Raw genomic sequence first — 25,839 nt, 5'->3', positions numbered from 1 at the left:
TTAAAATGGATAATTTTGACTCTGGTATTACGTTTTTTAAAGCAAAAGCCACCTCGATTGTTTAACAAATTACTCCTTCTTTTTTCAGCTTTTGCTGTGGCATCCTGTTCACAGTTTAGCAATTCTCCTACCAGCAAGGCCTGGCATAATATGAATGCCAAGTTTAATGCTACCATAGATGCCCGTGATTATTACGACTATGCCATCCACAAGATCGACTCTGTTCAAATTGAAGACTACAGCAATATTCTTCCGATTTTACCGCGAATTGACTCGAATCAGACGGTAATCTCAAAACCAGAACTTGATGAAGTGATAAGGCTCACTTCCCTTGTAGCTGAGCGACACAGCAATTCAAAACATTTGGATAAGGCTTACTTATTATTGGGTAAAGCGAGGCTTTATAAACAAGACTTCATCAATGCCATTGAAGTTTTCAAATACCTCAATTCAAACCACAAAAGAGAGGAATATCAACATGCTGCACTGATCTGGCTGATGCGGGCCTACATGGAAAATAAAGATATGAACAAGGCTGATGCAGTGGCTCAGGAACTGGCCAAGCTTAACCTTTCAACCAGAAATAAGGCAGATTTTTATCAAATAAAGGCCTCTTTTCATCAAAAAAAGGGTGAAGAAGCTCTGGCCGTTGTTTTTTTGGAGGAAGCTCTCAAAAACATGAAGAAATCCACAAAAAAAGCAAGAGGTCATTTTATTGCAGGGCAGTTGTATGACAAACTCGGAAGAGGATCTCAGGCTAGAGAAAACTGGAAAAAAGTAGTCAAAAACAAACCTACTTATGAACTTGAATTCAACAGCGGAATAGAACTACTCATGCTCTCGAGCGATTTAGGAGCTAACGCCAATCTGAATTTTGCCAAAATGCTGGAGGATCGTAAAAACAGCGACCTCAAAGACAAGATTTATTTCAAAATGGGTGAGGTCAAAGCAGAGAAAGGTCGGTATAAGGAGGCTATTGAAGACTACACTCAATCCGTCAGACTGGCCACAGATAAAAATCAAAGAGCGAATGCCTACCTCAAAATCGCGGAAATTTATTACAGCCCACTTAGCGATTATGAAAATGCGGCGAAATATTATGACAGTACACTTCAGAACATGAGTCCTGTTATGCCGAATTTTGAGAAAGTGGAAGACAAAGCTCGCTCATTGGAGCAGTTTGTTCGCTATCAGAAAATATTGGCAACGGAAGACAGTTTACAGCAACTTGCAGCCATGAATCCTCTGGCCCTGGAGGAAAAAATTGAAAACATGATCAGGGCTGAAGAGGCAAAAGAGAAGCGTCTTTCAGAAGAAGCTGCCGCCCTACGTGAAGCCGAGGAAAGAAGGGCCGTTTCAGGAAACTCAGGTTCTTCAAACCCCAATGCCTGGTTTTTCTATGATCAGGTCAGGTTAACTAAAGCCCGTTCAGCCTTTATCAGAGAATGGGGAAACCGACCTCTGGAGGATGATTGGCGAAGGAAAGATAAAGAGGTGGGAAGTATCAGCTTTAAAGTTGAAAAGGGTATTGTGGGTGTTGATGACGTTGAGGAAGATCAGGAAGAACTAAAAAAGAAAGAAGAGGCCAGAAAACTGGCTGAATTTGAGTCAAAAAAACAAGCAATGTTGGGTAAAATACCAACAAGCCAACAGCAACTGGCGATTTCAAAAAGAAGGCAGGAAGAAGCTTATTATCAATTAGGGAAAATCTATCGACTACAATTTGAGGAAGAAGACAATGCCCGTAAGACATTTGTAACACTTCTTGAAAAATACCCCGATACTCAATATGAACAGGAAGTCCTTTATTTTCTGGCTTTGATGGATGTAAACTCCAAGCAGAATATCTGGAAGTCTCGTTTGATCGATAAATATCCGATGTCTAGCTACGCAAGGCAGCTAAAAAGAGGTGAAGTAGAAGTCAACGCTGATACCGAAAGCAACGCTGCCAAAGCTTACGAAGACCTTTTTAAAGATTACAGAGAGGGGAACTACCAGGTAGCCTTGAAAAAAGCAGAAAAGGCATTGTACGATTACACCGGCACAAGCATCGAAGACAAAATAGCGATGATGCGAATTATGATGCTGGCAAAAAATGGCCAGAACAACGCCTATCGAATTGCCCTAATGGATTTTATGAGAAGTTACCCTTCCAGTAATCTGAAACCCAGAGTCTCTGATATGCTAACAGCCCTAACCAAACAGAAGTGAAATGAATGAAGACGAAAAACCGCCCGTTCTCGGCAAATGGTCTAATATCTACTTGCTAGTCGCAGGGGTATTGGTGATTCTCATTATTCTTTTTCACCAGTTAACTCTAATCTATTCATGACCACCTTAGACTGGATTTTCCTATGTGGAACGCTCGGCTTTATAATTTTCTACGGAATTTATAAAAACCGTTCAAACTCCAATCTTGACGGCTTTTTTCTAGGTAATAAATCTTTACCCTGGTATCACGTAGGTCTTTCAGTTATGGCAACTCAGGCCAGTGCCATTACTTTTTTATCTGCTCCCGGCCAGGCTTTTACAGACGGCATGCGGTTCGTACAGTTCTATTTTGGCCTTCCACTGGCCATGATTGTGCTGAGTATTACGTTCATCCCTATTTTTCACCGTCTTAAAGTGTACACGGCTTATGAGTATCTTGAAAGTCGTTTTGACAGCAAAGTAAGAGTTTTCACTGCCTTACTTTTTTTGATTCAACGCGGCCTTTCTACCGGTATTTCCATTTATGCACCTTCCATTATTCTTTCCACCATTTTTGGATGGGATATTTTCTGGACCAATGCCTTGATGGGCGGCCTGGTTTTGACCTACACTCTTATTGGTGGAACCAAAGCCATCTCTTACACCCATATTCAGCAAATGTTGATCGTCACCTGTGCTATGGTCTTTGCGGGGTATATGGTGGTTCATCTTTTGCCACCGGATATTGGAGTGGCTGACGCAGTCCGTGTGGCGGGTAAAGCAGGAAAAGTTAATATTATTGACCTTGAATTTAATCCACAGGAGAAATACAACGTTTGGTCAGGTTTGCTGGCCGGTTTCTTTTTACAACTCTCCTATTTTGGTACAGACCAATCTCAGGTTGGCCGTTATTTAACGGCTAAAAGTATTACTCAAAGTCGGTTAGGACTTCTTTTTAATGGTTTGGTGAAAATTCCGATGCAGTTCGGGATTCTGTTTATCGGGGTTTTGGTCTTCGTTTTTTATCAATTCAATACAGCCCCTCTGTTCTTCAATCAGGTAGAAACCGAAAAGCTATTAGGAAGCGAATATGCTACTGAATACAGAATTCTGGAGACTGAGCACAATACAAACGCTGAACTGAAAAAAGCTGAAATGTATAAGCTTCATGAAGCTTTAGAAGCTGATGATGCCACGGCTGTTGAGAATTCTCAAAACGCTATTCTCTCTTTTGAAAACCGGTATAAAGAATTAAAATCTAAAGTCTCAGAGTTGATTGAGAAAAGTAACCCTGGTGGTGACTCCGGAGATGTCAATTATATTTTTCTTCGGTTTATTCTTGATCACCTGCCGCACGGCTTTATTGGATTGCTCATTGCAGTCATTTTTTCAGCCTCCATGGGTTCTGTGGCATCAGCCTATAACGCTCTCGCTGGAACAACAATGGTTGATGTTTTCAAGAAATCGAACAAAAGAATCAGGTCTGAATCATCGGAATTGATGATTTCTAAGCTCATTACCGTCTTCTGGGCGGTTTTCTGCATCGTGGTAGCATACTATGCCAATAAGCTTGGCAGCAGTATGATTGAATTAGTCAATGTTCTTGGTTCATGGTTTTATGGAATAATTTTGGGCATCTTTCTCGTGGCTTTTTATAACAAAAGTATTGGAGCCAAAGCTATACTTATCAGTGCCATAATCTCCCAGATTCTTATTATCGTCATTTGGAAAATTGAATTAGTGGCCTACCTTTGGCTGAACCCAATTGGTTGTGCATTGGTTTTTGCTTTTGCATGGCTCATTCAGTTGTTTACCAAAAAAGATGTTCGTGAAGAATAAGCAAATACTCATCATTGAGGATGATCAGCGTATCGCTGAAACCATTAGCAAAGGCTTGCAGGAACAAGGCATGACAACGCAGGTGGCCTACGATGGAAAAATTGGGGCCAAATATGCCTTAAGCGGTCAATTTGACCTTATTCTTCTTGATCTTAACCTGCCTCAACTGAACGGCTATCAGGTTGCGGAAATTGTTCGGAAAGAAAATACAGAAGTACCTATTCTGATGCTCACCGCCCTTGGTGAGACTGAAGACAAAGTTGAAGGTTTTGAAAAGGGAGCTGATGACTACTTGGTAAAACCGTTTGATTTCAGAGAGCTGTTAGTTCGGATAAAATCTCTCCTGAGAAGAAGCAAAAGTGCTCAGGAAGAAGAAAACCACATTGTTGAACTGGCAAACCTTAAAGTGGATTTCGACGCCAAACTAGTTTTCAGAGACGATCAACCTATCCAACTGACACCGAAAGAATTCGGCCTTTTAGAGTATTTGGTCAAAAATCAGGGAAAAGTAGTTTCGAAGGCTGAAATAGCTGAAGCCATCTGGGATCAGAATGCCAGCCAAAGCCTAAATGTTATCGAAGTATACATCAACTTCCTGAGGAAGAAAATCGATAAAGACTTTGAGCCCAAAGTTATCCATACCAAATCAGGTATGGGTTATGTAATGCGTGTGGAGTAAGTCATGCAAATCAGAACTAAAATAGCTATTCAGTTTACGCTAATTGTGGCCCTCATTCTGGCCCTTTTTTCAATTGCTATTTACTTACTTTCTGCAAACTACCGTCAAAAAGAGTTTTACAATAGCCTTAGAGACAGAGCATTAACTACGGCACGATTACTGATAAAAGAGCCACAAATTGACCGTCAGCTCCTTAAAGTTATTGACAGAAATACACTAACGACGCTCTATCCGGCTCAGGTACTGGTTTTTAATGATTCCAATCAGGTAGCTTACTATAATTATGAGGCTGACACCGTTTACTATAGCCCTGAACTCCTCAATCGAATACGTGAAAATCGCTATGTAGAAACTGCTTTTAGCGATAAAGAAGTGGTTGGTACTATGTATCAGGATACTCTCAGTCAGAACTTCGTGGTACTCGCTCAGGCAGAAGATGTGTATGGAAAACAAAAGCTTGAAAACATTAAAGACACCATGATAGTCGGATATCTTGGAGCAGTGCTTTTGACCATTTTGTCAGGTTTCTTCTTTGCAGGTTCATCCCTTAAACCCATCTCTGAGATGAATGAAGAAATTTCCAGAATCACGGCCAGCGACCTCCGTAGAAAGCTGGATACAGGGAATAATAAAGATGAGCTAGCCACTCTTGCAGTTAATTTTAACAAAATGCTCTCGAGGCTCGATCAGTCTTTTGAACTTCAGAAAAGCTTTGTTTCTAACGCTTCTCATGAGTTGAGAACCCCCCTGGCTGCTGTGAAAAGTGAGATACAGGTTGCCCTGCAAAAGGAGCGTACTCCTGAAGAATATAAAAATGTCTTAAAATCACTTTTATCTGATAATCAAAGACTTATACAACTAACCAATGGTCTACTACAATTGGCCAAATCTGAAAATAATAAAGAGGATGTACTGACCGAAAACGTTAGAATTGATGAAATTCTTTTCAAGATTCAGGAAGACACTATGCACAGTCAGCCCAAGTTTCAAGTGAATATTGACTACGAGGATATTCCGGAGGACATCAACTGGGTTACCGTTTTCGCTAAGCAAACCTTAATTCAAACCGTTTTTGGTAATCTTATTGATAATGCCTGCAAATATTCAGACAATCACCGGGCTGACGTGCGAATTAAGGCGAATAAAGACAATTGTATCGTATCTGTAAGTGATACAGGCATTGGTATTCCACATGATGAAATTGAAAATGTTTTTCAACCTTTCTACCGTACCAAAAACGCCACCCAGTACAAAGGTTCCGGTATTGGCCTTTCTATCTGTCACCGAATCGTCAAAATGCTTGATGGTAAAATTTCTGTTAAAAGTGAAGTGGGCAAAGGCAGCATGTTTATAGTGGTACTACCTCATGTTTAGGCTTTCTTAACAAATTCAATATTCCTTTTTAAACCCTGCAGCTTCGTCCTTTTGATTGGAGACTTTTTGAAAAGCTCTTTAAAGACTTCTTCTGTAATTTCCTCCCAGTCTTTTTTAGACATTTCGACTAAACCGTCCTTTAGCTCAAACTCCTCTATCTGATGTGGTTTTGAAAAACGATTCCATGGGCAAACATCCTGACAAATGTCACAACCAAAAATCCAGTTTTCCATTTTGCCTTTAGCCTCTTCAGGAATGGCATCTTTAAGCTCAATGGTGTAATAAGATATGCATTTGCTACCATCCACCACATAAGGCCCTGTAATGGCGTCTGTGGGACAAGCATCCAAACAAGCAGTGCATGTACCGCAGTAGTCTTTTACCGGCCCGTCAGGTTCCAGCTCCAGATCACAAATAATTTCTCCTAAAAAGAAAAAACTACCGCTTTGCCTGTTCAGCAAATTACTATGCTTACCTATCCATCCAAGGCCACTCTTTTCTGCCCAAACTTTATCCATGACAGGAGCTGAATCCGTAAAAATCCGACCCTCTACCGCACCTATTTCCTTGTGAATAAACGTAAAAAGCTGTTTTAGTTTATCTTTTACGACAAAATGATAATCAGTTCCGTATGCGTATTTTGAGATTTTAAAATCCTCCCCGCCCTCTGGCAATCGCTTTGAAGGATAATAATTGAGCATCACAGAGATCACTGATTTTGCCCCTGGCACCAGCTTGGTTGGATCTAAACGCTTATCAAAGTGATTGGCCATCCAGGCCATTTCTCCATGATAATTTCTCTTCAGCCAATCCTCGAGTCTTGGAGCCTGCTCTTCCAGGAAATCAGCCTTTGAAATACCACAGAAATCAAATCCAAGCTCTTTGGCTTTTGCCTTTATCAATTTACTGTATTGCGAAGCCCTGCTCATTGAGCGAAACTAGAAATCATTTAGCCAATAATGGGTAAAAAGTTGAGAAAAGTCGGAGTGCGTTTGATTAAGGGCAGTACATACTCTGATTTCGGTCATAAGTGTAAGAGTATATTTTGAAAAACTTTGTTATCAACAAAACAAAAGGACAATGAAAGATTTAACACAGGATTATATCCCGGAACTTCATAAAGATCATGTTGAATGGAAAAAGAAGCTTGCTTTCTATGACGATGAATTACGGATTTACACAAAACAACTGGCTGATATAAGTGCCAAAAATACCTCACACGATCTCAAAGTGATGGTGGAGAAATTTCAAAACCAATTTATCATTCAGAAAGATGAAATTGACAGATTGAATCACTTCATTAATGTGAATGAAGATGAACTTGAAAAAGAGGTTATCAGTAACCCGGTAGCCATAGAACACCGAAAAATGGATGACGATAAAACGCTCCGTGAGAGAATGGAAATCTTTGCTCCACTTTTTGAAGAACTGAAATCCGAATTTCAGGAGTTTGCCAGAAAGACTTTCTAAGTTAACTGTTGCTATATTATAAGCCTGCCTTCCGATGGAAGACAGGCTTTTTCTTTTTTAAGACACACTTACAGGACTTAACTTTCGTGACAAAAAAGTGGCAGCGAGAGACTCGATCGAAAAGCAATTCTGACATATTGACAGCCTTGAAGCCACTGGTTTAATTCTTGATTCTTCATTACTGCTTCATTAAACGTGAAAAACATGTCAAAAAAGAACAACACAGAAGAAATTAAGGAAGAATTGGCAGAAGAAAAGCTGACAACGGAAGAAACTGAAACCACGGATGAAGAGCTTTCAGAAGAGGAAAAGCTATCAGTAGAACTAGCAGAACAAAAAGATAAATTTATTCGTCTTTACTCTGAGTTTGAAAATTTCAGACGTCGCACAGCCAAGGAAAAAGTTGATATTGTCATGAATGCCTCTGAAGGCCTGATCAAAGAACTTCTTCCTGTTCTGGATGATTTTGAACGAGCTCAGCAGTCCTTTGAGAATGCAAAAGATATTGAAGCAATCAAAGAAGGAGTTGAGTTGGTTTATGGTAAACTCAAAAGAACTTTAGAAAACAAAGGTCTGAGGCCTATGGACTCAAAAGGCACTGATTTTGATGCCGAAGTTCACGAATGTATTACACAGTTTGATGGCGGTGAGGAACAAAAAGGGAAAGTAATTGACGTCGTGGAAAATGGTTACTACCTGAATGACAAAGTGGTGAGATACGCCAAAGTTGTGGTCGGAAGCTAATCACGAACAAAAAAATTACCGGCAGTAAGCCAAACAGGATTTAAAGACACATTATGTCACAAAAAAGAGATTATTATGAGGTTCTTGGTGTATCAAAAGGAGCCTCTGCTGAAGAACTGAAAAAAGCTTACCGAAAGCTCGCCATAAAATATCACCCGGATAAAAACCCGGGTGATGCCGAAGCTGAGAAAAAATTCAAAGAAATAGCGGAAGCATATTCTGTACTTTCTGATCCTCAGAAAAAGGCCAGATACGATCAGTATGGCCACGCCGGCATGGGTGGTGCAGGTGGTTTCGGGGGCCAGGGAGGTTTCACAATGGATGATATCTTCAGCCAGTTTGGTGATATTTTCGGCGATGATAGTCCATTCAGTAGTTTCTTTGGAGGCAGCCGTGGTGGTGGAGGCGGAAGAAGAGGAGTTAGAAAAGGCTCTGACCTCAGAATCAAGCTCAAAATGAGTCTTTCTGATGTAGCAAAAGGCCTCGAGAAAAAAATCAAAGTAAAACGATATACTTCTTGTAATACCTGTGGTGGAAACGGGGCCAAAAATGGCACCTCTTTAAATACCTGTGGAACTTGTAACGGCCAGGGGCAGGTCAGACGCGTTCAGCAAACCATGCTGGGTCAGATGGTTTCTACCAGCACCTGTCCTACCTGTAATGGAGAAGGGAAAACGGTCACTGAACGATGTGAAGCCTGTTTCGGTGAGGGCCGTCAGTTAACCGAGGATCAAATCCAAATTAAAATCCCGGCTGGTGTGGCTGAAGGTATGCAGCTGAGTATGAGCGGTAAAGGTAACGTACCTGTAAGAGGAGGCGTACCGGGTGATTTATTGATTGTAATAGAAGAAGAAGAACACCCTGACCTGAAGAGGGATGGAAATAATATCCTTTTTGATTTACCATTAAACTTCGTAGATGCCGTTTTAGGTAGTGAAGTTGAAGTTCCTACTGTTGACGGTAAAGTTAAAATCAAGGTGAAAAACGGCACACAAGCCGGAGAAGTCCTTCGTTTAAGAGGAAAAGGTTTGCCAAACCTTAACGGATATGGTACCGGAGATCAGTTGGTGCACATCAACATTTTCACCCCTACATCGGTAAGCTCAGAGGAAAAGAAAATTCTCGAAGATTTGAGAGAGTCTCCAAACTTTGAACCAAAGAAAGGAGCTAACAACAAATCAATTTTTGATAAAATGAAAGACTTCTTCCAATAGAACCGACATTTTTTTTAAAACACATAAAAGGCTGCCCATTGGGTAGCCTTTACTTTTTCGTAACCCATACTTTTCCTCCTTTTTCTTAAATTGTGGTATGTATGAGAGGAATCTAAAGCTTTATCGCCAAATCATTGACAAATGCCCAGAAATTAAACTCAAGGGTAAAACAATGCCTTACACCTCAGCCAATGGCCACATGTTTTCTCAATTAAACAAGGCTGGTGAAATTGGTTTCCGTTTTTCCGAAGAGGTCAAAGAGAAATACTTAGAGGAGCTTAGCACGGCAGTCTTCAAATCTTATGGTGCGATAATGAGAGGTTATATCATAATTCCGGTGAAGCTTTTGGAAGATATTGATACGGCAGCTCAACTGCTTCAGGAGAGTTATCAGTATGTAATGAATCTGCCTCCAAAATAAGAGGTGGCAACTAACCATTGCCCTTATTCTAAATTACAAAATTTGATCTCTATCAGGTTCGGTCAAGATTTCTTTTGAAAGATTGAAAGCTTCAAAATTGATGCTTAACTTAAGTACTGAACTACAAACGAGATACGTAAAGAGTAGAAGTATACATTATAGTTTATGTCTATATTTATATAAGAACAATCAATTTGATTGATAACCTATCTGGTAGGTATCTTTGTGGGTCTTCAAATAAGACAACCAGTTCGAAAATTGAGTATTCACAATAAACCCTTTGAAAAGGAAAAATCATGAAGGAATTAGCTAATGGAGATAGCTCCGCAAAATGTCCGGTAATGCATGGCAGCATGACGGAAACCGGTAAAAATGTAATGGATTGGTGGCCAAAATCTCTCAATCTTGACATCTTGAGCCAGCACGACACCAAAACCAACCCCCTTGGCGAAGATTTTGATTACGCCGAAGAATTAAAAAAGCTTGACGTAGAAGCCCTGAAAAAAGACATGCATGCCTTGATGACCGATAGTCAGGACTGGTGGCCAGCAGACTGGGGCCATTATGGTGGCTTGATGATCAGAATGGCATGGCACTCTGCAGGTTCATATCGTATCGCTGATGGGCGTGGTGGCGGCGGAACCGGAAACCTGCGTTTTGCCCCATTAAACTCATGGCCGGATAATGTGAGCTTGGATAAGGCGAAACGACTATTATGGCCAATCAAACAGAAATATGGTAATAAAGTAAGCTGGGCTGACCTCATTATTCTGGCAGGAACTATTGCCTATGAAAGCATGGGACTGAAGACATTTGGTTTTGCTTTTGGTAGAAAAGATATCTGGCATCCTGAGAAAGACACTTATTGGGGTGCAGAGAAAGAGTGGTTAGCCCCAAGTGATGGCCGTTATGAAAATGTGGACCAGCCAGACACCATGGAGAATCCGTTGGCCGCAGTTCAAATGGGCCTTATCTATGTAAACCCGGAAGGAGTAAACGGAAAGCCAAATCCTCAAAAAACGGCTGATCAGGTAAGAGAAACATTCAAAAGAATGGCTATGAATGATGAGGAAACTGCAGCCTTGACCGCAGGGGGGCATACTGTAGGAAAAACTCATGGTAATGGTGATGCCAGCTTACTGGGTGCTGACCCGGAAGGAGCAGATGTAGACCAGCAAGGTCTTGGTTGGGCTAATCCGACCAAATCAGGAAAAGGACGTTATGCCGTAACAAGTGGACTTGAAGGAGCCTGGACGACCAATCCAACCCAATGGGATGGTGGCTATTTCAGCATGCTTCTTGATCACGAATGGGAAATCAGAAAAAGTCCGGCGGGAGCTCAGCAATGGATGCCTGTTGATATCAAAGAAGAAGACATGCCTGTTGATGTGGAAGACCCAAGCATCAAAACTTATCCGATGATGACAGACGCTGACATGGCTATGAAAGTGGATCCTATCTATCGTGAGTACATGGAGAAGTTCAGAAATGACCATGCTTACTTCTCAGATACCTTTGCCCGTGCCTGGTTTAAATTGACTCACCGTGACATGGGACCGAAAGACAGATACTTTGGGCCTGATGTTCCGGCGGAAGATTTGGTTTGGCAAGATCCTGTGCCTGCCGGTAAAAAAGATTATGATGTAGCAGCAGTTAAAGCGAAAATCACTGCTTCAGGCTTGAGTGTTGCAGAAATGGTTTCGACGGCTTGGGACAGTGCACGTACGTATCGTGGTTCTGATATGCGTGGTGGAGCTAATGGTGCCAGAATACGCCTGGCCCCTCAGAAAGACTGGGAAGGAAACGAACCGGAAAAACTCGCCAAGGTCTTAGGTGTTTTGGAGCCAATAGCTGCTGAATTCGGAATTAGCGTGGCTGACGTTATCGTTTTGACTGGTAATATTGGTGTAGAACAGGCTGCGAAAAAAGCAGGCTTTGATATTGAAGTTCCGTTTGCTCCTGGTCGTGGAGATGCCACGGATGAAATGACAGACGCAGACTCATTTGCTCCACTGGAGCCAATCGCTGACGGTTTCAGAAACTGGTTGAAAAAAGATTATATCGTGACTCCGGAAGAACTGATGCTGGATCGTGCTCAGTTAATGGGTCTAACAGCTCCTGAAATGACCGTATTATTGGGAGGAATGAGAGCCATGGGTGCAAATTACGGTGGCTCCAGACACGGTGTGTTAACTGACAATGTAGGAGCACTGACCAATGATTTCTTTGTCAATTTGACAGATATGCGAAATAGTTGGAAGCCAGTAAATAATGGTTTGTACGAAATTCGTGATCGTAAAACTGATGAATTCAAATGGTCTGCAACAAGAATTGACCTTGTTTTCGGTTCAAACTCGATTTTGAGATCGTACTCAGAAGTTTATGCTCAAAGCGACAGCAAAGAGAAGTTCGTTAAAGATTTCGTTGCTGCCTGGGTTAAAGTGATGAATAATGATCGCTTTGATCTGAAATAAATTAGTAATACACTTAATGAAAAGCCCGGAATCATATGATTGCCGGGCTTTTTTTTGATCAAAATTCCCATTGAACCCTGAAGGTCAAATTTCTACCCAATTCATCGGCAAAATAGCGTTGTCTGTTCAGGTAATCACGATAGCTAACATCCAATAGATTCTCTCCCCTTATCGAAAAATGAAATGCATTTTTCTCTGTGCTCAAAGCCGTGTGAAACTCCATTTCAAAAAGATGATAAGTGGGGGGCGGATTTACAAAATCCAGACCTTCAATGTAGTTTTTTTGCTCAAAAACAGACTTTAACCTACCCGAGATACGGCTGTTTTTCAATCTTTGACCATCCGGCAAAGAAAGCGATATCTCATTGGACAAGTTATTTGGAGCCATAAAAACCAAAGGTATTCCATTCGATTGGTCTGTCCCTTTCAGTAAAGAGAGTTTTGAAACCAATCGCACTGACTCTACTGGCTCAAGGGATAATAAAGCATCAAAACCCCTAAAAAAAGCATCAGCTTGATCATAGTTAAACAATGGAAAAGCTCCCCGAATTGTCAATTCCGGTTCTGGTGCAGGTTTCAAATAAATATAATTACGGATACTTTGAGCATACCCCAGCAACTGTAAAAAGAGCTTATCATTCCAATTGATATCGAGTGAAGTGGTTGTTTTAAGAGATTTCTCTTTCTCCAGATTTTGGTTGCCAACTTCAAGGCTACTTACACCCTGATGTAATCCAAAACTATACAACTCGTTCACTGCAGGAGCTCTTTCAACATATCCGCCGTTTACAGATAGTTTAAGAACCCTTGAAGGGCTGTAAGCCAGACCACCAGCAAGGTTTACATTAGAAAATTGATGATTAAAGCGTTCAATTCTTCTGGGTAAGTCTCTTGAAATCGTTACCACATGAAGCTGATTTAAACTCAACCTCCCTCCTATTTCTGTCAATAGTTTGGCTTTCTCATTTTGAATAATCAGAAAGGCCTCTTCATCAAAACGGTTAAAGTCAGGAATCAGAGGTAAAATCCCTGTTTCCGGTTGATTCGTATTATCCGTATAAGCACCGTTCAGGCCTGTTCTGAGAAGTAATCCTTTTGAGAAGTTGCGTTCATAAAGAGCACTGGCCTGTTGATTAAACTGGATCAAACTGAGAGCCGGTGTGTCGCTGCGTCCGCTTCTCCTCACGTCAAACTCCTCTCTTTGATTCAGCTGAGCGGCATAAGTCAATGACACTTTTTGATTTCCAGCCCAGGCGTTTTCAGCCTCCAGTTTAGCTAAATGATGATGTACTCTTTGCCTCGGAGCCTCGATTTCATATGAAAAAACCTCCTCTGTGAAAAACGGGGTTTCTCTTTCAAAACTAAGGAGAAGGTCTGTGAGGTTACCGATATGTGCTCCACGTAAAATACCAATTGTAGAATTGAAGGTACTTGCATAAAGCTTCTTTTGCCAGGCTTTTGATTTACCAAACTCATAAAATAAAGAAGCATTTGATTCCTCTTTTCCTGTGTTATTGAGGAAATAATCGGGCGTATGTAAATCTCCTCCTTTTTTTAGCGTTCCATTAAACCTTATGGCCTTTTCTAAACCTCCCTGTTCCAGCTCCAGATTGACCGTAAACCCTCTGCCGTTAGTTTGATAAACATGATTAGTACTTCCATGAAGGTGAGGGTCTTCAGAAGTAGCTCCCGGCTCTATCAAAACCACACCGCCTAATGATGACCCCGGAAGAGCCAAAGCACCAACCCCTTTCACTACTGAAATATGATCAGCAGAAAACACATCAATCTCCGGGGCATGATCATTCCCCCATTGCTGACCAGCCTGAGCCACGCCATTGTTTAGCAAGGCAATTCTGTTACCATATAAACCATGAATTATGGGTTTTGAAATACCTGAACCCGTATTTAAAGTGCTGACTCCTGTAATTTCCTCAATAACCTTCGAAAGATCCTGATTACTCCTCTGACTAATTAAGTCTTTATCAATAGTACCGCTATTCTCAATAGTTTGATCAGAATGGCGGCCATGAACGAGCACTTCATCCATTAGCTCTTCGTGGTGATGCAAGTAAAGATTAAGAATTGTGTCTTTTTGGATGATCAGGTACTGTCTCAGTGGCTCACAGCTCACATGTGAGATACGGATGTGTGTGGTATCAGGACACAAGCCATCAAAGGCAAAATACCCATCAGCATCAGCAGAAGTACCTTTTTGAATATCTTCAAGGTATATAGAAGCAAAAGGTAACGGTTTACCCGTTACCTCATCTAGTGCTTGCCCATGAAGACTTATATTACAGTTATTTTGACTTAAACCTGCAAAAGGAATAAGTAAGAGCAGTAAGCTGATTTTATTGAATAGCGACATCAAAAGTAACCTCAATATCTGTTTCGCCTCCCGCATTTGTAATGTCTCCGTTAGCTACACCACTTGCGTCTTTGGCTGGTTCATGTCTCAAAGTTATCGTTAATTGTCCATTTGAAGTTGCTCCGGTAGTTAAAGTTGTATTAATACCTACAGGCTTTCCGTTGGCATCAGTATCTGCATAATCCACATTGGCATTTAAACCGGAAACAGAAAAGAAAAACTGGTGTTCATCACCTTCTTCTTCAACCTCCAGAGTGATATCTTCAGATTCAATTTCATTTAATAGTTTTAATGAACCGCTGTATGTTGTGTTCGATGTCAAAGTTCCTCCGCTAATTACCGGTACATTTCCGCCATCTCCGTCAAGATCCTGAAATTTGAGCTCAACCGGATTACCACCTCCATCCGGGGTCAGCGTATAGATCAATGTAGTAATAAGTTCTTCTTCATTTGGAATGATAGGATCGTCTTTCTCACAGGCAGTAAATGCGAAAGCAGCAAGTGTAATAAAAAATAGTTTTTTCATATTTCGGTTTATGATTATTAATGCAACACTGTTGCAAATATAAAAATGAAATTCAAATGCAACAATGTTGCAAATGCATTTTTTGACAAAAAAATACCCAATCAAAATGATCGGGTATTCTTACTCAAATTCTTTAAGCTTTATTGAATAGCTGCTGAGTGTTTATCATAAATAGCCCTGTACTCATTCGCCAAAGCCTGATCATCCCGTTCCGTGATGTTCACTATCATATTAAGATCACGCAGGTTCGATTGGATAAACTGCTGAACATTATCTGCCCCCCACTCACTAATATTACCTGATTTACTCTTATTGATAAAATAAGTTAACTCCTGATCTGCACGTTTGGCAATAACATCTGAAATAGCTTTTGCCTTCTCTGGTTTGTCAATAGCATAATAAAAAGTGGTAAAGTTAGCCGCCAGTTGATCATACGGAACAGCTTCATTTGGCATAACTTCAAGACAGCGATCAAGCACTTGCTCGGCTCTGTCACTATCGCCTTCTCTGACCAATTGATCTGCAAGACGAAGGAAGGCATACCTGGCTGTGATGATCGGTACTTTAAGGTATGTCTCTGAGTCGTAGTAAACATTAGGATTATCAAGGTTTCTCCAGGCAAACTCATTCATCACCTTATTATACATCACTTCAGTATTCACTACACCGTCTCGGGCACCCTGGATTTTCACAGGAGTCAGTCTGTAGGCATAACCTTCAAGCTGCATATGATCTTTTAGGTTGAGATAGGCACTTGGAGCAAGAGTACCTCCAAAATAAATCGGACGCTCCCAGTTATTTTGAGCGATGATGTCAAGAACCATCAAATCATTTTTCAATAGGTCACGTTCTCCGATTGACCAACGCATAATGCCGCTAAGACCAGCTTCATACTCTTCCGGCACAAACCCGGCAGCCTTAACCGCCTCAGGATCATACTCGAGAAAAAGATTAGAAGACGGCAGCGTATTGATCATTTCACCGGAAGAAACAGCCATTTGAATAGCTCTTTCATTATTTCTCACCAGACCCAGATATTGCTTCAGATTGATACCGGCTTTCACCTGCTCATTCGGGTTCTCTACAAATGGGATTTGATCATTAACGCCTTTTAATACCATATCTTTGGTAAAAGAGATAGGCAGAGCTTCAGACTCATACGTCTTACGCTTCATTTGATCTATGTACCAGTCGGTACCCAAAAGGCTGAGGTTACACACCCTAACATCGGTTCTTATCCCCTCCACTTCCTGAGCGTACCATAAAGGGAAAGTGTCATTATCACCACCTGTGAAAAGAATAGCGTTTGGTGCTACTGAATTTAAAAGGTTCTTCGCAAAGTCAACCTGATGAACACGATCAGAACGATCATGGCCGGCCCACGTTTGGGTCACCATTTGAACCGGTACCAAAAGGCCAACAACTGAAGCTAAAACTGACTTTGTGCTTCCGGCTTTGAGGAATTTCATGGCCCAGTCAGCAAGTCCCATCACACCTAGACCCGCCCACATGGCAAAAATGTAGAAAGAACCTACATAGATATAATCACGCTCTCTCGGTTCTACCGGAGGAGAATTCAGATAAACCACCAGACCCATACCCGTTAACAGGAAGAGTAAACCCATAACAATAAAGTCACGGTCTCTCTTGAAATACTGATAAAGCAAACCAATGATTCCAAGGATAATTGGCAGAGCGTAGAAATTAGTTCTTCCCCTGTTATTCTGTATTGAATCAGGCAATTCCGCATTGGATTCAAAAATATCTGTAGCTGACGAGCCCTCAATATCACTTGCCCGGCCCCAGAAATTCCAAAGGAAGTACCTCCAGTACATATGGCCCAGCTGATGACTGAACATAAACCTTAAATTATCTCCCATTTTCGGCACCTGAGTTTCATTCAAGCCCAGTTTACTTCTGTAAAGTCGTACGTGATTTGGATCTTGTGACCACACACGTGGCAGAAGCATTTCATTGGCCCAGGTATATTCCGGAGTATAGTCGTAAATCTCATAATTCTCCTCTCCCATCTTATAGCTTGGGGCACCACGGTCTATCGCGGTAAGTCTTGAAGAGAAAACAGGCCCGTACATCAGCGGTCGGCTACCGTATTGTTCTCTTTTAAGATAATAAGTAAACCCTAGAACATCGCTTGGGTCATTCTCATTAATCGGAGGATTGTAGTTTGAACGAATTAACGCAACGGTATAAGTAGAATAGCCTACAAGAATAAAGGCAAATGAAAGTAAGGCCGTATTCACCCATACCTTCCCTGTTTTAGCCGTACGAATTATTCCATACACCAAGGCTGCAATAAGAGCCAAAATGAAGAATATCATACCCGACCCAAAAGGCATACCGAGGGTATTCACAAAAAACTTATCAAAGGCAAAACTGAAAGATGGAATGCCGGTGATTACACCAACCATGACTACACCAAGGATTATCAGTCCAATAACAAAAGCGGATATACCACCTGCCCAGCTTACTTTCTTAGATTTCTTATAATAAATCCAAAGGCCTAAGGCCGGGATAGTAACAAGGTTCAAAAGGTGAACACCAATAGACAGACCAACAAGGTAAGCCACAAAAATGAGCCATTTATTAGCTGCAGCCTCATCTTCAATCAACTCCCATTTCAATACGGCCCATATTACTATTGCCGTAAAAAAGGACGACATGGCATAAACCTCAGCTTCAACTGCTGAAAACCAGAAAGAGTCTGACCAGGTATATACCAAAGAACCCACCATACTGGCTCCCATAACCATTATTATTTCTGAGCCATTTAGTTCAGAAGCTTTTTTGCCCACTATTTTTCTGGCCAGTAATGAGATGGACCAGAACATAAATAAGATAGTAAATGCACTGGCAAGAACCGAGAGCATATTGATCATCAAGGCGACATTCTCAACGTTTCCGCCCGCAAAAAGCGAGGCTAGCCGACCAAGTAATAGGAAAAAAGGAGCACCAGCCGGGTGTGGAACCTGTAGTTTATAAGCACAGGCAATGAACTCGCCACAGTCCCAAAAACTCGCCGTGGGTTCCACAGTCATTGTATAAGTTACCAAGGCTATCAGGAAAGCAACCCACCCGCCTATTGTGTTTAACTTCTTAAAATCCATATGAATTAGAATGATTGGATAATAGTTTATAATTGATTTTAGGGATATTTCGGTCAAAGTAACAAAATTCAGTCCAAAGGCTTTTCATGTCACTATTTAATAGTTGTTAAATCTTGAGCTGTTTACCAAGGTTTACATTTTTCTCAATTTGCTTCGTGATATGTAGAAAATGGTCCTGATTACTTACAAAATCAAGCTCGTTAACATCAATTTCAATCAGCTTTCCATGATCATATTTATCTGTAAACTGTTCATAAAGCTGATTCAGGCTATGAAGATAGTTTGGGTCGATTGTCGCCTCATAATCGCGACCACGAAGTTTTATTTGACTTACAAGTTTGGGAATATCTGCTTTTAGGTAAATCATCAAATCAGGCGGTGTGATAGCCTGCATGATAGTTTCAAATAGTGATCTGTACGTTTGAAAGTCTGTTTCATTCAAGTGACCTGATTCATACAAATTCTGAGCAAAGATGTAGGCGTCTTCATAGATGGTTCTATCCTGAATTATCGTCTGATCTTCTTTTGATTTTATCTTCAATACCTGCTCAAAACGACTATTGAGAAAGAAAACCTGGAGGTGAAACGACCATTTCTGCATATCGCTGTAGAAGGGAGCAAGGTAAGGATTTCCATCTACTGCCTCATAATACACCTCCCATCCATAATGTTCAGCAAGTTTCTCAGCTAATGTGGTTTTTCCGGCACCGATATTCCCGGTGATGGCAATATGCATAATTCAGAGCTTGTTTTTTTGCAAAAATAGGGCTTTTGCTGTCAGCAATCATAGAATTCCGTAAAGCCTTTTGTAATTTTGCAGCCCAAATCAGTTTGATAGTATGCAGGAGTTCAGCGTTTTATTGTACTACATCTATTCACCTATAGAAAATGTTGTGGAGTATCGGGACATACACCACCAATTTTGTCTTGATAATGAATTACTCGGGCGAATCATTGTGGCCCCCGAAGGTCTTAATGGTACGGTTTCAGGTACAAAAGAGAATTGCGAAGCTTACATGAAGTGGGTAAAGTCTGACCCTCGTTTTACAACTATTGACTTTAAAGTGGAAAAACATGAAGGCCACGCTTTCAAGAAGCTTTATGTGAGAATCAAGAAGGAAATCGTTCACTCTGAGTTACCGGTTGATCCAAGAATACAAACCGGAAAACACCTTGAACCTGCCGAATTCAAGCAAATGCTGAACGATGAGGACGTGGTGTTGGTTGACATGCGATCGAATTACGAACATAATGTTGGGCGTTTCAAAGGTGCCGTAACTTTTGACATGGAAAACCTTAGGGAGTTGCCTGATCATATGCATGAAATTGAGCATTTGAAAAATAAAAAGGTAATCACTTACTGCACGGGCGGAATAAAATGTGAAAAGGCGTCAGCATATTTGCTGCAGCAGGGTTTTGAAAATGTTTATCAGCTTCATGGTGGTATTATTAAATATGGTTTAGAGGAAGGTGGAGAGAACTTTGACGGAAAATGCTACGTATTTGATGGACGTTTAACAACGGATGTCAATAAAGTGAACCCTGAAGTAATTTCAACCTGCCATGTTTGTGGCGAAAAATGCGACCGGATGGTCAATTGTGCCAACCCCGAGTGCAACGAGCACATGCCCATGTGTGAAAAGTGTGGGGAAGAAATGGAAGGTGCCTGCTCTGCCGAATGTAAGGAGCATCCGAAAAAGCGACCTTATGACGGTACCGGATATTATCAAAAAGATAAAACCGGATACAAACCTGAAATTGCCGCCCGAACGAGAAAGAACACCAAAAAGCTCCATATCGTCGAAAAACTCGGTTTATGCGAATAAAATTTTAGCCTCCTGAAAACAGGGGGCTTTTATTTGTCAAATGGTTTACTCAATCTGAGTTTTCTTTAACTTTGACCAAAACCCTATAAACTATTTTCATGAAATACATTTTACTTCTTTTCTCTGTAGCAATCCTGGCCTCTTGCCAACCTGAAATTGCTGAAGTTGTTAACGTTGAAGGTGGCCAGATAGAAGGCTATACCAAAGACAATCTGCACATTTATAAAGGAATACCCTTTGCGGCACCACCCGTGGGTGATTTACGCTGGAAAGAGCCACAACCTCTGGAATCCTGGGATGGAATCAAAGAAACAAAAGCTTTTTCTGCGAGTCCATTTCAAAATAATCCGCAGCCGTTTTATTGCTGGTCGAAAGAGTTTATTGCTCCGCCAGAACCACTTTCTGAAGACTGTCTTTACCTGAATGTTTGGACAGGAGCTAAAAACACCGACGAAAAGCGACCTGTATTTGTTTGGATTTACGGAGGCGGGTTTAACTCAGGCTCTACCGCCTGCGACATTTATGATGGTGAAGAATATGCAAAGGACGGTGTTGTTTTCGTTAGTCTGAACTACCGAGTTGGCCCGCTAGGCTTTATGTCACATCCTGAACTTACTGAAGAACAGGGTGGTCATAGCGGTAATTATGGTTTGCTAGATCAGGTAGCTGGCCTGAAATGGGTACAGGAAAACATAGAAGCTTTCGGTGGAGATCCGGAGAATGTGACTATTGGGGGGCAATCTGCTGGATCAATGGCTGTTCATGCATTAATGGCTTCTCCATTAGCCAAAGGTTTATTCAATAAGGCCATAGCAATGAGTGGTGGATATGGAGCTGCTTTGAGGACATTTGCACAGGCTGATGCTGATGCTCTCGGTGTACAGCTACAGGAAGCCCTTGGAGCTGAAGACCTTGCAGACATGCGATCTATGTCTTCGGAACAAATTCAGGAAGCAGTTAGCAAAGTTCAGGGGAGATTTGCATTGGTTACCGATGGTTATATGTTACCTGAGGGGGCATATGAAAATAAGGCCAGTGTGGTTCCGGTACTAACTGGTTGGACAAAGGACGACGGTGGATTTTTGGCTGGGCCCCAAATGACACTGGAGCAATACACAAACAACATCAAAGAAAGATATTCCGAAAATGCAGACGAGTACCTGACAGTATTTAATGCGGAAACAGATGAAGATGCTGCAAAAATGCAAACACGAATCAGCACTCTCGGCTTTGCTGGTGTTCCTGCCAGAAAACTGGCATTGAGTAGCAATGAGCCTGTGTTTGTTTATGAGGTAGCACACGCACCTACTGATAAGCCTGATTTTCCACATTATGGTGCGTTTCACACCTCAGATGTACCCTATGCACTAAGGAATCTGCACACCTGGGACAGACCTTGGCAAGACCATGACATGAAAGTTCAGGAGGTTTTATCAAGTTATTATCTGAATTTCATTAAAACAGGCAACCCAAATGCTGAGGGCCTACCTGAATGGAAAAATTATACGGAAGACAATGGTTATGTCCAGGTTGTAGATAATGAGATCGCGGGGAGAGAAAATTATTATGCAAAAGAGTTTGAACTATTGACAAAATAAATCGACTCACACTTCATCAACATTCTGAAATTTTATAATACATGTCAAAACCACTTATTCTTGTTACCAATGACGATGGTATCACTTCTAAAGGTATTGCGTCTCTGATTTCTGTTGTAAAAGAAATAGGGGAAGTTTTTGTAGTAGCACCTGACAGCCCAAATTCAGGAATGGGTCATGCCATTACCGTTGACAGCACTATACATATCAAAAAATCAAATATTTTCGGTGATATTGACGCCTACGAATGTAGTGGTACACCGGCAGATTGTGTTAAGCTAGCCAAACATCACTTGCTTAAAGGCCGAAAAATTGACCTCGTTGTGAGTGGAGTTAATCATGGGCATAATGCTTCAATATCTGTTATTTATAGTGGAACAATGGCCGCGGCCAGAGAGGCTTCAATTGAAGGCATTTCTGCAGTTGGTTTCTCCATTGACGATTTTCATTACGACGCAGACTTCTCACACACCATGCCTTTTATCAGAAAAGTTTGTGAGGCAACTATCAAAAACGGTTTACCAAAGCATAGAGCTCTGAATGTCAATTTCCCGAAAAAATCAGAAGAGCCAATAAAAGGAATGAAAGTGGTGCGTCAGACTAACGGTTTTTGGAAAGAAGAGTTTGATGCCCGTGAGGATCCACACGGTCGCCCGTATTTCTGGATGGGTGGCGAGTTCATCAATCATGAACCTGAAAGTCAGGACACCGACGTATGGTGCATGGAAAACAATTATGTCGGTATAGTGCCTTGTAAAACAGACATGACTGACTATGAAGCCATTGAAACCTTAAAAGGCTGGAAGTTCTAAACCTCTCCTTTGAGAAAACGCTCGGCTTTCAAAAGCCCTGCTACACTCATTGAGTCCGTAATTTTGTTTTCCATGACCATTTGAATGGCTTCCGAAAGCTTGACCTTCTTTACAACTAACTGTTCGGTATCTTCAGGTTCTGCTTTACCTTGCTTAAGGTCTTTGGCCAAATAGATATAAGCCACTTCTTTACACACTGAATTTGAAGTGTGAATCTTACAGATCATTTCATAAGAGCCGGCTTCCATACCGGTTTCTTCTTTTAACTCTCTTTTAGCAGCATCTAACATATTTTCACCTTCGGGGCAACCACCTTCGGGTATTTCCCAGCTGTATTCTTCCAAAGGAAAGCGGTATTGACCTACCAGCCAAGTGTTGCCTTCTTCATCCACGGGAATTACCCCAATGGCAATATTCTTAAAATTAACCTGTCCGTATACCCCCGGATTTCCGTTTGGATTTAAGACATCTTTGTGCACAACCTCTATCCAGTTGTTGGCATAAACCACTTCTTCTCTGATCGTAGTCCAGGGATTTTTTTGCTCGTTCATATCTGCGAAAATAGGGTATTTTCTTAAGTTTAAGGGTCTGTATATATTTGTCCTCGGTTTCTTAGAAAAAACTTTTGAACAGTAATAAAAAAGCTATTGGAGTCTCCCTGATTGTGGGTCTGCTATTAATGGCCATCAAGTTTGTGGCCTATTATTTAACAGACTCAAAGGCAATTCTGACTGATGCTCTTGAATCTGTCGTTAATGTAGCTGCTGCAGCTTTTGCTTTCTATTCTATTTATCTGGCAAGTCAGCCAAAAGACCGAAATCATCCCTACGGGCATGGGAAAGTAGAATTTTTCTCCTCCGGCCTTGAAGGCACTTTGATTATTCTTGCCGGGTTACTCATGATTGGGCCGACAATTTATTCATTTTTTGTACCTAACGAAGTAAGTCACCTGAATGAAGGCATCTGGCTGGTGGCTATAACTATGGTTATTAATGCCGGTGTGGGACTTTACCTTATCAACATTGGCAAGAAAAATGACTCCATTGCCCTGCAGGCCGATGGCAAACACCTCATGGTGGATGCACTTAGTACTGTAATCCTGATCGCAGGTTTGTTTCTGGTCAAACTGACTCAAAAGACCTATATCGATGGCATTTTGGCCCTCATTCTAGCTGTAATTATCATCTATAACGGCTACCGGATTGTCAAAAAATCAATCAGTGGCCTGATGGATGAACTTGATGAAAAGACTTTTGTACAGCTTTTAGAAATCCTGAATAAAAACAGAGAGGACCGTTGGATAGATGTTCACAACCTTAGAGTCCAGAAATACGGACCTGACATTCATGTAGATTGTCACCTGACATTGCCTTATTATTTGAGCCTTGAAGATGCTCACGAGGAAGTCACCCGATTTGAACGGATGGTACAAAGCAATTATCCTTTTGAGGTTGAAATCTTCATACATAGTGACCCCTGTATACCCCAATGTTGTCACTATTGCATGATAAAGAATTGTAGTGTCAGAAAAGAGCAGTTTACTGGAAAAAAAATATGGACAGAAGAACGAATTTTGTCCAATGTAAAACATTTCGATTATTAATTTTAACCTTTGAACCTAACCCCGGAACTATCTATTGAAATAGAAATAATGAAGCCCTTTTATCAACTAATCACTTCAATTCTTTTTGGCAGCTTTATCGCTATCTCATGTGAGGGTGAGCTGAGCCCGCACAATGTTTTGACAGAAAATGAAAAGGCTCAGGGCTGGGAGCTGCTATTTGACGGTAAATCTATGCAGGGCTGGCATTTATATAATCGTGGTAAGGTACCTTCAGCCTGGTTTGTAAAAGATGGAGAATTAGGCTGTTATCCTTATACCATTGATGTTAAACACGGTGATCTTATTACTGATCGCCAATTCAAAAACTTTGAGCTAAAGTTTGACTGGAAAATCAGCAACAGAGGTAATAGTGGGGTTTTTATTAATGTACAGGAAGATCCGAAATATAAAGAATCATGGAACACAGGGCTTGAGTATCAAATACTGGATCATAAGCTCCTGGAAGAAGGCAACTTCTACAAAAACCCAACACGCTGGAGTGGAGCAGTATATGGATTCTGCTCATATGGAGAGGACCCTAAACCGAATCCTACAGGCGAATGGAATGAAGCCCGCATTCAACAAATGGACGGCCGCATTTCATTCTGGCTTAATGGCGAAATCTCCAGTGAGGTAGATATGAATGAACCAGACTGGACCGAAATGATAGCACACAGCGAATTCAAAGATTCCCCGGATTTCGGAAAGTTTGAAAAAGGGCATATTGGTCTTCAATATTGGTCAAATGGTGTTACTTTTAGAAATATTAAAATTTTAGAACTCTAATTTTGAGTTAAACAATCAAACTCTAATTTCAATCAATGAAGAAGTATTTACTCATTCTTTCTGCCCTCTTTTTTTCATTTCAATTAACAGCTCAAAGTGCGTGGACAAATCTCTCTGACGGCACCTTTGATCACTGGCATGTTTATAATCATCCTGGCGAACCTGTAAGTAGCAAATGGACAATCGATAAAGAGGGAGCTTTTGTTTTTGACCCAAACGGAAGCAGTGACTGGAATGTAAATGATATTGTTACCAACGAGGACTATGAAGATTTTGAGCTTCAGCTCGAGTGGAAAATCGGAAAAGGCGGCAATAGTGGAATTTTTTACGGTGTTATTGAAGACCAAAAATTGCATACTCCATACATGAGTGGCCCTGAAATTCAGGTACTTGATGATGAAAATCACCCTGATGCCAAACAGGGCAAGAATAATAACCGTAAAGGTGGCTCTCTGTATGACATGATTCCTTCTGCATCAGCCGCAAAACCTTATGATCAGTGGAATTCTGTAACCATCAAAAGAAAAGACAATATCATTACCATCTGGCAAAACGGAGTTTTGGCAGTCACCTATCCTACTTCTGGTGAAGGTTGGGATGCCATGGTAGAAAACAGCAAATTCAAAGGCTGGGAACACTTCGGAAAGTATTCTATCGGCAAAATCGGCTTACAAGACCACGGAAATGTAGTTTCTTTTAGAAATATCCGAATCAGAGAGCTGTAATATTATCTGGTTTAAAACAGAAGAGCGGGTCGTTTTACAACGATCCGCTCTTTTTATTTATG

General features: G+C 41.1%; 21 protein-coding genes. 15 read left to right on the top strand and 6 right to left on the bottom strand.

Annotation, left to right across the window (positions count from 1 at the left end):
* Window positions 1-57 precede the first annotated feature (57 nt).
* The 4 genes from porW (at window position 58) to AFM12_RS02000 (ending at window position 6,082) form a co-directional block, all read left to right on the top strand.
* Complete coding sequence (gene porW, locus AFM12_RS02015) at window positions 58-2,211, top strand: type IX secretion system periplasmic lipoprotein PorW/SprE (RefSeq protein WP_055143604.1); 2,154 nt, start codon at window positions 58-60, stop codon at window positions 2,209-2,211.
* A gap of 117 nt (window positions 2,212-2,328) precedes the next feature.
* Window positions 2,329-4,029: a sodium:solute symporter family protein gene (locus tag AFM12_RS02010; RefSeq protein WP_055143603.1), complete on the top strand. Its 1,701-nt coding sequence runs from the start codon at window positions 2,329-2,331 to the stop codon at window positions 4,027-4,029.
* Window positions 4,013-4,708, top strand: a complete 696-nt coding sequence (locus tag AFM12_RS02005; RefSeq protein ID WP_055143602.1) for a response regulator transcription factor — start codon at window positions 4,013-4,015, stop codon at window positions 4,706-4,708. The genes AFM12_RS02010 and AFM12_RS02005 overlap by 17 nt, the downstream gene beginning before the upstream one ends.
* Window positions 4,709-4,711: 3 nt before the next feature.
* Window positions 4,712-6,082, top strand: coding sequence for a sensor histidine kinase (locus tag AFM12_RS02000; protein ID WP_055143601.1), 1,371 nt, complete (start codon window positions 4,712-4,714; stop codon window positions 6,080-6,082).
* Here the strand turns inward: AFM12_RS02000 and queG are convergent.
* Window positions 6,079-7,011 carry a tRNA epoxyqueuosine(34) reductase QueG gene (gene queG, locus AFM12_RS01995; protein ID WP_055143600.1) on the bottom strand — a complete coding sequence of 311 codons (933 nt, stop codon included), beginning with the start codon at window positions 7,009-7,011 and terminating at the stop codon, window positions 6,079-6,081. The two genes, AFM12_RS02000 and queG, sit on opposite strands and share 4 nt — an antisense overlap.
* A 151-nt stretch (window positions 7,012-7,162) precedes the next feature.
* On the opposite strand from queG, the gene AFM12_RS01990 reads away from it, so the two are divergent.
* The 5 genes from AFM12_RS01990 to katG all read left to right on the top strand — a co-directional run bounded on the left by AFM12_RS01990 (window position 7,163) and on the right by katG (window position 12,405).
* Complete coding sequence (locus AFM12_RS01990; protein WP_055143599.1) at window positions 7,163-7,552, top strand: hypothetical protein; 390 nt, start codon at window positions 7,163-7,165, stop codon at window positions 7,550-7,552.
* Between the two features lie 204 nt (window positions 7,553-7,756).
* On the top strand, window positions 7,757-8,296 hold the full coding sequence (locus AFM12_RS01985) for a nucleotide exchange factor GrpE (protein ID WP_055143598.1): 540 nt from the start codon (window positions 7,757-7,759) through the stop codon (window positions 8,294-8,296).
* A 53-nt stretch (window positions 8,297-8,349) separates the two neighbouring features.
* Window positions 8,350-9,510: a molecular chaperone DnaJ gene (dnaJ, locus tag AFM12_RS01980; protein WP_055143597.1), complete on the top strand. Its 1,161-nt coding sequence runs from the start codon at window positions 8,350-8,352 to the stop codon at window positions 9,508-9,510.
* A gap of 172 nt (window positions 9,511-9,682) precedes the next feature.
* Window positions 9,683-9,931 (top strand): hypothetical protein, encoded by a 249-nt coding sequence (locus AFM12_RS01975; RefSeq protein WP_216598491.1) that lies wholly within the window; start codon window positions 9,683-9,685, stop codon window positions 9,929-9,931.
* 296 nt (window positions 9,932-10,227) lie between these two features.
* The gene (gene katG / locus AFM12_RS01970) at window positions 10,228-12,405 is read left to right on the top strand and encodes a catalase/peroxidase HPI (RefSeq protein ID WP_055143595.1); all 2,178 of its coding nucleotides are present in this window, start codon (window positions 10,228-10,230) and stop codon (window positions 12,403-12,405) included.
* A gap of 58 nt (window positions 12,406-12,463) precedes the next feature.
* On the opposite strand, the gene AFM12_RS01965 is transcribed toward katG, so the two are convergent.
* The 4 genes from AFM12_RS01965 to AFM12_RS01950 all read right to left on the bottom strand — a co-directional run bounded on the left by AFM12_RS01965 (window position 12,464) and on the right by AFM12_RS01950 (window position 19,163).
* A complete protein-coding gene (locus tag AFM12_RS01965; RefSeq protein ID WP_082391156.1) occupies window positions 12,464-14,812 on the bottom strand; it encodes a TonB-dependent receptor in 2,349 nt (782 codons plus the stop codon).
* On the bottom strand, window positions 14,760-15,302 hold the full coding sequence (locus AFM12_RS01960; RefSeq protein WP_055143593.1) for a hypothetical protein: 543 nt from the start codon (window positions 15,300-15,302) through the stop codon (window positions 14,760-14,762). The genes AFM12_RS01965 and AFM12_RS01960 overlap by 53 nt, the downstream gene beginning before the upstream one ends.
* A 140-nt stretch (window positions 15,303-15,442) precedes the next feature.
* Window positions 15,443-18,427: a glycosyltransferase family 117 protein gene (locus AFM12_RS01955; protein WP_055145058.1), complete on the bottom strand. Its 2,985-nt coding sequence runs from the start codon at window positions 18,425-18,427 to the stop codon at window positions 15,443-15,445.
* A gap of 106 nt (window positions 18,428-18,533) precedes the next feature.
* Window positions 18,534-19,163: a deoxynucleoside kinase gene (locus AFM12_RS01950; RefSeq protein ID WP_055143592.1), complete on the bottom strand. Its 630-nt coding sequence runs from the start codon at window positions 19,161-19,163 to the stop codon at window positions 18,534-18,536.
* A 103-nt stretch (window positions 19,164-19,266) separates the two neighbouring features.
* On the opposite strand from AFM12_RS01950, the gene trhO reads away from it, so the two are divergent.
* From trhO to surE, 3 genes are all read left to right on the top strand, one after another.
* Window positions 19,267-20,253, top strand: a complete 987-nt coding sequence (gene trhO, locus AFM12_RS01945; protein WP_055143591.1) for an oxygen-dependent tRNA uridine(34) hydroxylase TrhO — start codon at window positions 19,267-19,269, stop codon at window positions 20,251-20,253.
* A 98-nt stretch (window positions 20,254-20,351) separates the two neighbouring features.
* Window positions 20,352-21,851 (top strand): carboxylesterase/lipase family protein, encoded by a 1,500-nt coding sequence (locus AFM12_RS01940; RefSeq protein WP_055143590.1) that lies wholly within the window; start codon window positions 20,352-20,354, stop codon window positions 21,849-21,851.
* Window positions 21,852-21,892: 41 nt separating this feature from the next.
* The gene (surE, locus tag AFM12_RS01935; protein ID WP_055143589.1) at window positions 21,893-22,663 is read left to right on the top strand and encodes a 5'/3'-nucleotidase SurE; all 771 of its coding nucleotides are present in this window, start codon (window positions 21,893-21,895) and stop codon (window positions 22,661-22,663) included.
* On the opposite strand, the gene AFM12_RS01930 is transcribed toward surE, so the two are convergent.
* Complete coding sequence (locus tag AFM12_RS01930; RefSeq protein ID WP_055143588.1) at window positions 22,660-23,214, bottom strand: NUDIX domain-containing protein; 555 nt, start codon at window positions 23,212-23,214, stop codon at window positions 22,660-22,662. The genes surE and AFM12_RS01930 overlap by 4 nt on opposite strands.
* Window positions 23,215-23,288: 74 nt before the next feature.
* On the opposite strand from AFM12_RS01930, the gene AFM12_RS01925 reads away from it, so the two are divergent.
* From AFM12_RS01925 to AFM12_RS01915, 3 genes are read left to right on the top strand one after another with little or no spacing between them, the layout of a single operon-like run.
* On the top strand, window positions 23,289-24,266 hold the full coding sequence (locus AFM12_RS01925; protein WP_082391155.1) for a cation diffusion facilitator family transporter: 978 nt from the start codon (window positions 23,289-23,291) through the stop codon (window positions 24,264-24,266).
* 9 nt (window positions 24,267-24,275) lie between these two features.
* The gene (locus AFM12_RS01920; protein WP_157687257.1) at window positions 24,276-25,052 is read left to right on the top strand and encodes a 3-keto-disaccharide hydrolase; all 777 of its coding nucleotides are present in this window, start codon (window positions 24,276-24,278) and stop codon (window positions 25,050-25,052) included.
* A 35-nt stretch (window positions 25,053-25,087) separates the two neighbouring features.
* Entirely contained in the window at window positions 25,088-25,777 is a 690-nt protein-coding gene (locus tag AFM12_RS01915; protein ID WP_055143586.1) for a 3-keto-disaccharide hydrolase, read from the top strand.
* Window positions 25,778-25,839: the final 62 nt, after the last annotated feature.

It is taken from the genome of Jiulongibacter sediminis (assembly GCF_001306455.1).
GTDB lineage: Bacteria > Bacteroidota > Bacteroidia > Cytophagales > Spirosomataceae > Jiulongibacter > Jiulongibacter sediminis.
This window is presented reverse-complemented; position numbering and strand designations above follow the sequence as displayed.